11 protein-coding genes and 2 pseudogenes are annotated in these 11,267 nt (G+C 41.6%); 7 read left to right on the plus strand and 6 right to left on the minus strand.

Going from position 1 to position 11,267, the window contains the following annotated elements; genetic code table 11:
* Positions 1-92: 92 nt before the first annotated feature.
* From nifH to ICL16_RS04365, 5 genes are all read right to left on the minus strand, one after another.
* Positions 93-1,073, minus strand: coding sequence for a nitrogenase iron protein (gene nifH, locus ICL16_RS04345; protein WP_190825667.1), 981 nt, complete (start codon positions 1,071-1,073; stop codon positions 93-95).
* 277 nt (positions 1,074-1,350) lie between these two features.
* Positions 1,351-2,481 (minus strand): substrate-binding domain-containing protein, encoded by a 1,131-nt coding sequence (locus tag ICL16_RS04350; protein ID WP_190825668.1) that lies wholly within the window; start codon positions 2,479-2,481, stop codon positions 1,351-1,353.
* 352 nt (positions 2,482-2,833) lie between these two features.
* Positions 2,834-2,980 (minus strand): PEP-CTERM sorting domain-containing protein, encoded by a 147-nt coding sequence (locus ICL16_RS47605; protein WP_190825678.1) that lies wholly within the window; start codon positions 2,978-2,980, stop codon positions 2,834-2,836.
* Positions 2,977-3,570, minus strand: a complete 594-nt coding sequence (gene modA / locus ICL16_RS04360; RefSeq protein ID WP_190825669.1) for a molybdate ABC transporter substrate-binding protein — start codon at positions 3,568-3,570, stop codon at positions 2,977-2,979. Before modA ends, ICL16_RS47605 begins: the two co-directional genes overlap by 4 nt.
* A gap of 193 nt (positions 3,571-3,763) precedes the next feature.
* The gene (locus ICL16_RS04365) at positions 3,764-4,048 is read right to left on the minus strand and encodes a DUF427 domain-containing protein (protein ID WP_190825670.1); all 285 of its coding nucleotides are present in this window, start codon (positions 4,046-4,048) and stop codon (positions 3,764-3,766) included.
* A gap of 116 nt (positions 4,049-4,164) precedes the next feature.
* Here ICL16_RS04365 and ICL16_RS04370 point away from each other — a divergent pair, with 116 nt between their 5' ends.
* Positions 4,165-4,332, plus strand: coding sequence for a hypothetical protein (locus ICL16_RS04370; protein WP_190825671.1), 168 nt, complete (start codon positions 4,165-4,167; stop codon positions 4,330-4,332).
* Here the strand turns inward: ICL16_RS04370 and ICL16_RS04375 are convergent.
* A pseudogene (locus tag ICL16_RS04375) lies at positions 4,331-4,655 on the minus strand (ATP-binding protein); the annotation flags it as partial. The gene ICL16_RS04370 and the pseudogene ICL16_RS04375 overlap by 2 nt on opposite strands.
* 205 nt (positions 4,656-4,860) lie before the next feature.
* Here ICL16_RS04375 and ICL16_RS04380 point away from each other — a divergent pair.
* The 6 genes and pseudogenes from ICL16_RS04380 to ICL16_RS04405 all read left to right on the plus strand — a co-directional run.
* Positions 4,861-5,217: pseudogene (locus ICL16_RS04380) on the plus strand (DUF4351 domain-containing protein); the annotation flags it as partial.
* A 138-nt stretch (positions 5,218-5,355) separates the two neighbouring features.
* Positions 5,356-7,542, plus strand: coding sequence for a DNA helicase RecQ (gene recQ, locus ICL16_RS04385; protein WP_190825673.1), 2,187 nt, complete (start codon positions 5,356-5,358; stop codon positions 7,540-7,542).
* 103 nt (positions 7,543-7,645) lie between these two features.
* Positions 7,646-8,014, plus strand: coding sequence for a dihydroneopterin aldolase (gene folB, locus ICL16_RS04390; RefSeq protein ID WP_190825674.1), 369 nt, complete (start codon positions 7,646-7,648; stop codon positions 8,012-8,014).
* Positions 8,015-8,468: 454 nt separating this feature from the next.
* A complete protein-coding gene (locus ICL16_RS04395) occupies positions 8,469-9,764 on the plus strand; it encodes a diguanylate cyclase domain-containing protein (protein ID WP_190825675.1) in 1,296 nt (431 codons plus the stop codon).
* 166 nt (positions 9,765-9,930) lie between these two features.
* Entirely contained in the window at positions 9,931-10,857 is a 927-nt protein-coding gene (gene rbsK / locus ICL16_RS04400; RefSeq protein WP_190825676.1) for a ribokinase, read from the plus strand.
* Positions 10,823-11,128, plus strand: coding sequence for a helix-turn-helix domain-containing transcriptional regulator (locus ICL16_RS04405; RefSeq protein ID WP_190825677.1), 306 nt, complete (start codon positions 10,823-10,825; stop codon positions 11,126-11,128). Before rbsK ends, ICL16_RS04405 begins: the two co-directional genes overlap by 35 nt.
* Positions 11,129-11,267: the final 139 nt, after the last annotated feature.

Here is an 11,267-nt window from a genome sequence, read left to right on the forward strand (position 1 = left end):
AGTGCCCACTCCCCCTTGCCCCCCCCTTATTAAGGGGGGGTTTGGAGGGGTTGGGGGGATCTCTTTTTGCCCTAGATTAACAAGCAAAAGCCTTACTTCTTGTCGCCAGCAGCAACTACTTCAACGTTACCTTTTTTCAGGGCTTCTAACGCTTCACCCTCAGCATCTTCAAGCCTCTTTTCAGATTCTTCTTGAGCTTTGGCGACGCCAACCAATTTAGCGGCATTTTCCTCGCTTTCGAGGATACCGAACTCAATCAACAACGCTTCGAGCTCGTCCATCTCAATGGGTGTGGGAACGGCAAAAAATTTATTGTTGATAATCTTGTCGGCTAATGTGCGGTATTCATTTGCTTGGTTGCTGTCAGGTGCATACTCGTTGACAGTCATCCGGCGCAATTCAGCGTGTTGCACGATATTGTCACGGGGGACGAAGTGAATCATCTGAGTGCTTAATCGGGATGCTAGTGTGGTAATCAGTTCTTCTTCCCGGTCAGTTTTGCGGCTATTACAAATTAGACCAGCCAAGCGCACACCGCCAGTATGAGCGTACTTCAGCACACCGCGTGCGATGTTGTTAGCAGCAAACATTGCCATCATTTCACCGGAAGTTACGATGTAGATTTCTTGGGCTTTGCCTTCCCTGATTGGCATGGCGAAACCACCACAAACCACGTCACCCAATACGTCGTAGGAAACGAAATCTACGTCTTGGTATGCACCGTTTTCTTCTAAGAAGTTGATAGCTGTGATGATACCACGACCGGCACAACCAACACCGGGTTCAGGACCACCAGATTCTACGCATCTAATTCCCCGGAAGCCAGTGATCACAACTTCTTCAAGTTCCAAATCTTCGACAGCGCCCCGTTCAGCAGCTAGGTGCAGCACGGTGGTTTGGGCTTTACAGTGGAGAATCAGTCGGGTGGAATCGGCTTTGGGATCGCATCCTACAATCAGAATGCGTTGTCCCACTTCTGCCATAGCGGCGAGGGTGTTTTGGGAGGTGGTAGATTTACCGATACCGCCTTTACCGTAGAATGCTATTTGTCTGATTTTTTCATCAACTGACATGATTATTCTCCTGCAATTGTTTGTTGAGTAAGTCTTTACGTGTGGCGCAGAACGTCGCTGGAGGCGATCGCTCAGCCGCAACAACATCCAAGATAGGGAACATAGAATTATTGATAAGTTTTTACTTGGTTAATTGCTAATTGTTAATGGAAGACTGGCTAATAGCAAAGAATATTGACAATTAACAATTAACAATTAGCTCATGGCAATACTAGACAGACTGTCAGTAGAAATGACGCAGATTTCCCTTAACCAACCAACCAATTGACAGTCAATTTTAAATAGTCGCTACCACTTCCCCAATTTTGCTGGTATCATATCCACCAAGAATTTCTAATTGCGAGTGAACTAGGCGATGTCCCAAAGTTCCCAGTAACTGCTGTACTGGTGGTTCTTCCAAGTATTCCTTGAGAATGACTAGATCGTATCGCGAGGAGCGTAGGGGGATAAATTCTAACCCATGAGTAGCAGCTACAGATGCTGTGCTGATACCTGCATCAGCCATCCCTGATACCACAGCTAGAGCAACATCTTGATGACTTTGGACAATCCGATCAAATCCTTTTATACTATCAAATGGTATATCTTCTTGTTCAAGAGTTTGTTCCAGAACCATACGACTACCAGAACCAAGTTCGCGGTTAACAATAGTTCCGCCCGTTTCCACTAAATCAGTAAGTGTTTTAATTCCCAAGGGATTGCCTGATTGCACTAAAAGTCCTTCTTCCCACATCCCAAGGGTAATCAAAACGGCAGCCCTTCCAGATAAAACATCACGGACAAAAGGAGTATTATGCTCACCAGTTTGCGGATCGTATAAATGCATCCCAGCAATGTGAACTTCACCTCGGCACAAACTATGTAATGCTGCCATGCTGTTGGCGAAGTTGAACTGAACTCGTAACTGAGGATGCCACCGTTCTGCCGCTCTTCCCCATAATGATATAACAGGCGCACAGCCAGCAATCACTACAGTATTGTGAAGTTTATCCATCTCGTCAAGCAGCCGAACTTGGACTTTACCTGTGCCGAGTTGGCTATTACCTTCTCCATCAGCAGGAATCATTTCTGTGCGAAAAGCATCCTTTCCAATTAAAGGATAAGCTATCCATTGCCCACCTACCCGTGCCAGACTGAATCGTACTTGTTGGTTACTAGGAACAGATTTGGCAAGAACTGCTTCTATTTCAGGCAAATCCTCGTCTAGCCAGAATAAATCCTCCACTTGACAACCCAGTGCCTTTGCTAAGCGAAGTGTAATAGCCACCGAAGGAGCATATTGTCCTGACTCCACACCACTAATTGTCTGACGAGTAACACCTGCTATGTTAGCCAAATCTTGCTGGCTCATACCCAGACGGGTTCTAATTGACTTCAGGTTGTTACGAAGATTATTGTCCTGCTTCATTGAGCTTTACTTCTCCGTTACAATAAGTCACAATGGACTTAACTGAAGCCACCAAGGCAACAGAATGCACTTTGAGAGTTTTTTTCCTGTAAACGACTCGAGTGCTTTCGCAGTTTTGATTCCCAATAAAGCAAGCATAACATACATTTATCTAAAATGCTTGCCTTTTTTTCCCTCTAGAGCAAGCATAACATACAAATTGCCAGAATGTTTACTAGTTTTTCTACTTATGGTAAGAAAAATCAACATGTTGCTAGAATGCTTGCAAGTAGGGGTGAACGGACTGTTCGCCCCTACTGGTGCTTATCAAAAAGCCCCATTCATAACAAATTTGGGGCTTTTTTTAAATCCATCAACTTGCGGCACAAAGTTTTTTGCGTTTCCAACCTAAGCCGATGCTTAGAGTAGCTAAAGCAAATACACCTAATAGTGAACTGGGTTCGGGAACAGAAACCTGTCCTCGCGCCGAATTAGGTGCGGGAACGGAAGCTGGTACTATAGCATTAGCAGGGGCGAATCCAAATGTGTTGGCACTTCACGGACATTGTTCCCAAAAACAAGTTTTGGTTGGATTTGATCGTTGATTCCCGAAGAGTTGAATAATTGCTGTGCGTACTCTCCTGCTGGAACAGTGCTAGCAGTACCAACCGCCACCCGGCTTACTTCTGGATTGGTTAGGTCTTGAACACTTGATATAGATAATGTAGAGTTTACTGGTGTGACTATCGCCAAACGGTTGTTTAGCACATCTCGCCTAGTTCCAGGTAACAGTAGATTGGCATCCTCTAAAATCTGTACCTCTCTTTCTGCTGCTGAGAAGAAAACATCTGCTGGCGCTCCCTGTAGAATCTGGTTGGCGAGAGTACCTGATGCGGCAAAGTTGTAGTTCACATCGATATTTTGTCTACTTTGCTCGTAAAGTGGCTCAATTTCTTGTAGAGCGTTAGTCAAACTGCTAGCAGCAAAGACGTTGAGGTTGGTAGTTTGTGGCGGTGGTACTTCTTGGGCGATCGCTTTAATTGGGCGATAATTTAAAACCACTAAAAGCACGATGACTACGGAGGCAGGATTAAAAATACTTCTTCTCATCTAGAGATGACCTTAATTTTCAGTAAACACTGTTTACTTTAGAATTTATCTCCCGACAAAAATATTAGTATAAATTATTACTATTAATTTAAATTACTTGATTTGTTTTTTTTACCATTATAGTTGGTAAAGTATGACTATTGGTAGTAACGCACCGGGACTATGAGGTGCGTTACACTGCAAAGAGCGGAAACTACGACTCGACTTTTACGCCGCGCCAAAAGGCAACGTACCCTTCAATCTGCTTAGCCTTCTCCTTCGCACTGGGGTAGTACCAAGCAGCATCTTTGTTAACTTGCCCATCTACCTCTACACTGTAGTAACTAGCAAGACCTTTCCAAGGGCAAGTAGTGTGGGTATCACTTTCCTTAAAGTACTCCTTATTGATGGAGTCGGGGGGGAAGTAGTGGTTACCTTCCACAACTACAGTATTATCGCTTTCGGCTAAAGTTGCGCCGTTCCAAACTGCTTTTGGCATATGTGACTTATTACTGATAAACTTCACTCTTTATCATTATCATTCTAAAAGCAGTCTGAAATTACTAAATTCGCACAAGCAGATATCGCAGTGAAAAACAAGCTCACAGACGTTCCATGGAACGTCTCTACATGGATGTGCGTTACGCATGTACAACTGTGACGGAACGTCCATTTTTTGTGGTTGTAATTTGTGTTTTTAAACGTTCTTCAATTGGTGGTGCTTTGGAATGTTGGTCAAAAATAATTAGCCAACGAAAATTCACTCCTAAGCGTGCTAAGTAGGAGGTTGCAGATCTTCGGGCAAGGAGTCGGCAATTGTATCGCGCCAAGTAGGAAGCATCGCCAATTCTGCCGCACCTGGGTCATGATTATAGGGACTTCCCACTTCTGCCGATACCATGACTGCCGCATAGCGACCACTCTTCGTTAGTTCCTCAGCCAGTGCTAGCATTGCGGTGGTTTTACCCGTTTGGCGAGGCGCATGAATCACATGCGGAGCTTTCTTGGGCAATCAGCTGCTTCAAATCTGGCAATCGACTCGTTGGTGAAAGCATGTAGTGAATATCGGCTTTACAGGGACCTGCGGTGTTAAACCAACGAGACATAGATAATAAATTTTGGTCTAGGTGCAATGCTGATGCTATTAGTGTACCTCTTTTATGCGATCGCTCACATTCAAACGAGTCGTATAATCTCAGGAGATGAAGTCATCAAATGGCTTGAAATTTGGGGGATATGTGATTAAATGTATCGCATGTTGAACAAATCAATTAAATAAAATGCTTCATGCGCCGAGATTCGATCGAACAGAGTCGCGCCATAATAGAGATGATTACGACAATTATGGTGTACAAGTTTGAAACATTTAGTCGAATTGAGGTAGAGTCAATGCTAGGAATCACACTCACGGAAACGAGAGTTTATCGAGAAATCAAAGCAGAAGGACATGCGGAAGGACGAGTTGAAGGACGAGAGGAGGGACGACAAGAAGAGGCTGCTAACCTGATTATCCGACTGTTGACTAAGCGGTTTGGACAACTGTCAGGGGAAATGCGCGACACAATTTCTGGTTTACCTTTACCTGTGCTGGAAAACTTGAGCGAAGCACTATTAGATTTCACCAGTTTAGCTGATTTGCCGACTTGGTTAGCAGCGGTGCAAAATTAAATCAGTAGCGATCGCGATCACCTTAAACTTGATACATTCGATGGGGTGTGCCTGTCGAACTGAAATAAGTCGCACATTTTACCCTCGATTGACTATTATATAAAGCAGGCAAGATGCCTTCTTTGTAAAAATCCACCTATGTCTCAGAATCCCAACTTAGAACAAGCGCTAAAATATTACTTCGGTTACGACAATTTCCGTCTAGGACAACGGGAAATTATTGAGCAAGCGCTGCAAAATCGGGATTTACTGATTGTCATGCCTACAGGTGGCGGAAAATCACTGTGCTTTCAACTACCAGCACTTTTGAAAAAAGGTTTAACTGTGGTAGTATCGCCGCTGATAGCGTTGATGCAAGATCAAGTGGAAACACTGAGAAAGAACGGTGTAGCCGCAACATTTCTTAATAGTAGTCTCAACGCCCATCAAGTGCGAGCGCGTGAAGAAGCCATCATCAACGGGAAAGTCAAACTGCTATACGTCGCTCCAGAAAGGTTACTCAGTGAAAGATTTCTCCCATTGCTAGATTTAGTACATGAAAAAGTAGGTATTTCTGCCTTTGCGATCGACGAAGCCCATTGTGTTTCAGAATGGGGACATGACTTTCGCCCAGAGTACCGCCAACTGAAGTTACTACGCAAACGTTACAAAGGTATCCCCACACTCGCCCTTACCGCCACAGCCACAGATCGGGTTCGCAGTGATATTATTCAACAACTGGGGCTAAACCAACCCAACATCCACATTGCTAGTTTCAACCGCACAAACCTTTACTACGAAGTTCGTCCCAAAACAAAGTACGCATACGCTGAACTATTAGAAATCATTCGGGAAAACGAAGGTTCAGGAATTATCTATTGCTTAACGCGCAAAAAAGTTGATGAACTCAAGCTGAAACTCGAACATGATAAAATTGCAGTACTGCCATATCATGCCGGATTAACTGATGAAGAACGTACCAACAATCAAACTCGGTTTATTCGAGATGATGTGAGAGTGATGGTAGCAACCATTGCTTTTGGCATGGGAATTAATAAACCAGATGTACGGTTTGTCATTCACTATGATATATCTCGCAATTTAGAAAGTTACTATCAAGAATCAGGACGGGCTGGTAGAGATGGAGAACCATCTCGGTGTACATTATTTTTTGGTTACGGTGATATCAAAACAATCGAATTTCTCATCAATCAAAAACCAGATCCTCAAGAACAGTTAATTTCTAAGCAACAACTGCGGCAGATGATCGACTATGCTGAAGGCACAGATTGTCGGCGCACAATTCAGCTAGGTTATTTCGGCGAACGTTTTACAGGTAATTGTGGTAACTGTGACAACTGTCTTTATCCCAAACCAGTGCAAGATTGGACAATCGAAGCGATGAAGTTTTTATCTTGTGTGGCGCGTTGTAAAGAAAGATTTGGGATGCTTCATATTATAGATGTGTTGCGGGGAGCAAAAACTCAGAAAATTACTATTAATGGACACGATAAACTTTCAACCTACGGTATTGGTAAAGATAAAACTGTAGACGAGTGGCGGATGTTAGGGCGTTCCCTACTGCATCAAGGATTGCTAGTACAAACTAGCGATGGTTACGCAGTTTTGAAACTTAACGCCCAAAGTTGGGAAGTGATGCGTAAACAGCGTACTGTTTCTATCGCCACTCCCGTAGCCCAAAAAATTACTTGGGAAGATACAAATGAAAAAGCAGCAGAAGTGGAAATTCTCATGCAGAAGTTGCGCTCGCTACGTAAACAACTAGCTGACGAACAATCTGTTCCTCCCTACATGATCTTCCAAGATTCTACCTTGAAATTAATGGCGCAAGCACAACCCCAAACCAAAGAAGAATTTAGTAAAATATCTGGCGTGGGTAGTCACAAACTTGCTCAATATGGTGATAAATTCTTAGCTGAAATTCGCGCTTACTTAGGAGGTAGGAAACAGGAGACAGCAGACAGGAGTTTTGAGCAAGGTTCAAAGCGTTATCCCGATTCCACAAATAATGCAAGTTTACCTACAGATACGGAATTATATACCTTACAGTTATATGAACAAGGTATGAGCGTAGCAGAAATAGCCCTAAAACGTAACTTCCGCACGTCTACAATTATTCGTCACCTAAGCGATTTAATTGAGAAAAATCACCCGATAGATTTAAATCAGATAGTGAGCGTAGAGAAACAGCAAAAAATTCGGCAAGTGTTGGAAACTTTAGGCGACATTTCGCTTACCCCAATTAAAGAATATCTTGGCGAAAGCTACAGTTTTGATGAAATTCGCTTGGTGAGGGGAAAGTGGCGGCGAGAAAGTCGCAAGTGAAATAAAGCACATCGATAATGGGTTGAGGAATTAATTGTTTCCCAACGGGGCTAAATGCTCTTAAACTGAGGACTGGTGAAATAAGTACTCATGACTATTTTCTATGGATTGTATTGATTTAACAGGAATTCGCTGCTATGGCTACACTGGCTATTTGCCAGAGGAACAAGTTTTAGGACAATGGTTTGAGGTGGATGTGAAGTTATGGCTGGATATTTCTACAGCTGGGAAAACTGATGCCATCGAAGACACTCTAGATTATCGTATTGTCATCAGCTTAGTACAACATCTGGTGAAAACATCAAAATTTGCTTTGGTGGAAAAGTTAATTACTGTTATTGCCGATTCTATTCTATCCAAGTGCGATCGCGTGTCACAAGTCCAAGTTACTTTGAGCAAGCCCGCTGCACCAATTCCCGACTTTGGCGGCAAAATTAGTATCTGTATAACTAGAACTAAATCCAACATTTAAAGCACGGAGATTTGTAGAGATGTATTATGGTACGTCTCTACACCTGTAAAGAAAGCGCCTTTCTACGTGAATAATGTATCTAAATTACAAATAGGTAGGGGCGAAAAGCTGTTCGCCTCCCACCAAATTAAACTTTAAAGCGAATACTTAACATCACTTTTTGGTAACTTAATTAACAAAATAGATTTATATTTCAATTTTTTTAGCGGAATCTAGAAAAGTAAAAGCAAACATTTTATACTTATAAATATTGAAAAAATCTGTATACCATTATAATAGCTTGATATTACTTGTATGTAATTACTTATTTTGGCGTTAAAAAATTTAACTTGATAAATAATCAATACCATTTACTGATACCGATTTTTTGGAGATTGACTATCATAGGAATATTGTCTTTACGATGCAGTTGATATTGACAATAGATTAACCTTAGCCAACAGGTAATTTTAGCATGAGTTCTCCAAAAATCCTAGTTATTGAGGATGAAACAATCCCAGCTTTAGATATTAGCAATAGCTTGCGAAAATTTGGATACACTGTCTTGCAAAGCACACAATCTGGTATCAAAGCATTACAGAAAGTAGCAGAAACTAACCCTAGTTTAGTATTAATTGATATTTGCTTGTTAGGAGAGATAAATGACTTGCAATTAGTAAATGTAATTCAAAATACTTTTCAAATACCTGTTTTATATTTAATGGATTATTCAGAAGTAAAAAAATTAAATAATCACCAGTTTCAAGAGCCTTTTAGCTATATTCCCAAACCATTTGCTGAGCAAGACTTGCAGACTGCTGTGGAAAAGGCTCTATACAAGCATCAAATGGAAAAAAGCCTGCAGTTAGAAAGGTTGAGAATGAAGGCGATTATTAATAGTATGGGTTGTGGAGTAATTGTTACAGATAGTAATAGTTGTATACAAATAATGAATCCAGTAGCGGAAACGCTGACAGGTTGGAGACAAAATGAAGCGTTTGGTAAGAATTTAGCAGAAGTATTCACCTTGATCGATCAAGATACGGGAGAGGTAATTGATATTGCCACACAAGTAATTGAAGCAGGTACGGTTGTGAAAATACCAGAAAACTGTGTATTGATTGCTAAAAATGGTACAAAAATATCAGTTGGAGATAGTGTTTCACCAATTTGGGATGATGGTAAAATAACAGGTACAGTTTTAGTTTTTCAAGATATTACTCAACGTAAACAAGTAGAAGCTCATCTACTCCGCAATGCTTTTTATGACGCTTTGACAGAATTACCAAATCGAGTTTTATTTTTGGATCGTCTCAAACAAACTTTTGAACGGGGAAAGCGACGTAAAAATTATCACTTCGCTGTTTTATTTGTAGATTTAGATGGTTTCAAGAGAGTTAATGATAACTTTGGACATGGAATAGGAGATGATTTGTTAGTGGCGATCGCTCGTCGTTTAGAATCAAGTTTACGTGGTGGCGATACTGTTGCCCGATTTGGTGGAGATGAGTTTGCCGTTCTCTTAGATGATATTAAAGATGTAACTGACGCTACTAATGTCGCTAAACGCATACAAGACACTCTCCGATTACCATTATATATAAATGGGCATCGGATGTACATTACAGCTAGTATTGGTATTGCGTTAAATAGCGGTAATCACGAACAGCCAGAAAACTTGCTGCGAGATGCTGACATTGCTATGTATCGTGCTAAGCAGCAAGGAAAAGCCCGTTACATAGTATTTGATTTTCATAAGTTATTATCGTAAGCGATCGCCAATTTTTTCAGGGTGCAACCACTACTTTCTACCGCCATATTTTTATTAATACAATATTACGAACCTCACATGCCTAGTTAGAAGGTGTAATTAAATGTAAAGGCTGTAGTTTTAAATATGAAATTTTTAAGTTAATGTGCTTTATATAATAAACATTATGAGTATTATCGTCTTTGGTAGCATCAACATAGACTTAGTTGCAACTTCCCCACGATTACCAGTCGCTGGAGAAACGCTGCTGGGATATGATTTTTTTCCAGCCCCAGGAGGTAAAGGCGCAAATCAAGCAGTAGCATTAGCGCGATTGGGAATCCCCACTCAGATGGTAGGGCGGGTGGGCGCAGATAGTTTTGGTAAAGAACTAATTAGTAATTTGCAAGCAACTGGTGTACAAACTGAACACGTGTTTATTGATGAAACAGTGAGTTCTGGTGTTGCTCTGATTACAGTAGATGTCAAAGGCGAAAATCAAATTGTCGTTGTTCCCGGTGCAAATGGGCGCGTCAACCACGAAGATGTAGAAAGGTTGTCGTATTTGCTACCAAGAAGTACAGCACTGCTTTTACAATTTGAAATTCCCATGTCTGCTGTTGTGGCAGCAGCTTCCTTGGCGCAACAAGCAGGAGTAAAGGTAATTCTCGATCCCGCACCAGTACAAGTGAATGTGCCAGATGAACTTTACCAGTTGGTAGATATTATTACACCAAATGAAGTGGAAGCAAGTCAACTAGTGGGTTTTCCTGTGAATGATTCTGAGTCAGCTGCCGAAGCCACTGCGGTGTTATTGCAGCGAGGGGTGAAATGTGCGATCGCCAAACTTGGTGCTAAAGGTGTCTTCTGTGCTACAAATGAATCAAGCTTTTTTATCCCAGCGTTTCCTGTTCAAGCTATAGACACAGTTGCTGCTGGAGACGCATTTAACGGCGGTTTAGTAGCAGCTTTATTTGAAAAACTTTCTTTACGTGAAGCAGTTATTTGGGGTGCAGCAGCTGGTGCTTTAGCTACCACCATTCGAGGGGCGCAACCTTCGCTTCCCAATAGAATGACTTTTGATACCTTTGTTAAACAATACCTTCGCCATTGAATCGCTTAAAGACCCCAATGAGGCGGCTGCTTACCTCAATGCAGCTTTAGAAAAAGGAGATTCTCAACTTTTTCTTGTAGCTATTAGAAATGTGGCTACAGCTTATGGTGGCATAACTACACTACTAGAAAAAGCTAAACTCAATCAAGAAAATCTCTACCAAATGCTATCACAAGCAGAAAATCAAAAACTTCACGATTTGTCAACGCTATTAGATACTTTGGGGTTAAAGCTAACTATTGCTGTTAAAGAACCAGAATCAGTTTATTAACGATTGAGTATCAAAGAGCGAGCCGGGAGAAACTAGGGAAAGCTAAGAATCATGCTTCTAGCCTAGTAGTCTGTCAAATACATTTTGACGGATACTGGAAGATATATTTCCCAGCATTCTATAAGCTATGCCTGCAAAA

Source organism: Iningainema tapete BLCC-T55, assembly GCF_014698965.1.
Lineage (GTDB): Bacteria > Cyanobacteriota > Cyanobacteriia > Cyanobacteriales > Nostocaceae > Iningainema > Iningainema tapete.

What these genes read in the sequence shown, in the direction of transcription:
- nifH (WP_190825667.1), bottom strand. Translation starts at nt 1,073, where the DNA reads ATGTCAGTTGATGAAAAAATCAGACAAATAGCATTCTACGGTAAAGGC.
- ICL16_RS04350 (WP_190825668.1), bottom strand. Translation starts at nt 2,481, where the DNA reads ATGAAGCAGGACAATAATCTTCGTAACAACCTGAAGTCAATTAGAACC.
- modA (WP_190825669.1), bottom strand. Translation starts at nt 3,570, where the DNA reads ATGAGAAGAAGTATTTTTAATCCTGCCTCCGTAGTCATCGTGCTTTTA.
- ICL16_RS04365 (WP_190825670.1), bottom strand. Translation starts at nt 4,048, where the DNA reads ATGCCAAAAGCAGTTTGGAACGGCGCAACTTTAGCCGAAAGCGATAAT.
- ICL16_RS04370 (WP_190825671.1), top strand. Translation starts at nt 4,165, where the DNA reads ATGGAACGTCTCTACATGGATGTGCGTTACGCATGTACAACTGTGACG.
- recQ (WP_190825673.1), top strand. Translation starts at nt 5,356, where the DNA reads ATGTCTCAGAATCCCAACTTAGAACAAGCGCTAAAATATTACTTCGGT.
- folB (WP_190825674.1), top strand. Translation starts at nt 7,646, where the DNA reads ATGGATTGTATTGATTTAACAGGAATTCGCTGCTATGGCTACACTGGC.
- ICL16_RS04395 (WP_190825675.1), top strand. Translation starts at nt 8,469, where the DNA reads ATGAGTTCTCCAAAAATCCTAGTTATTGAGGATGAAACAATCCCAGCT.
- rbsK (WP_190825676.1), top strand. Translation starts at nt 9,931, where the DNA reads ATGAGTATTATCGTCTTTGGTAGCATCAACATAGACTTAGTTGCAACT.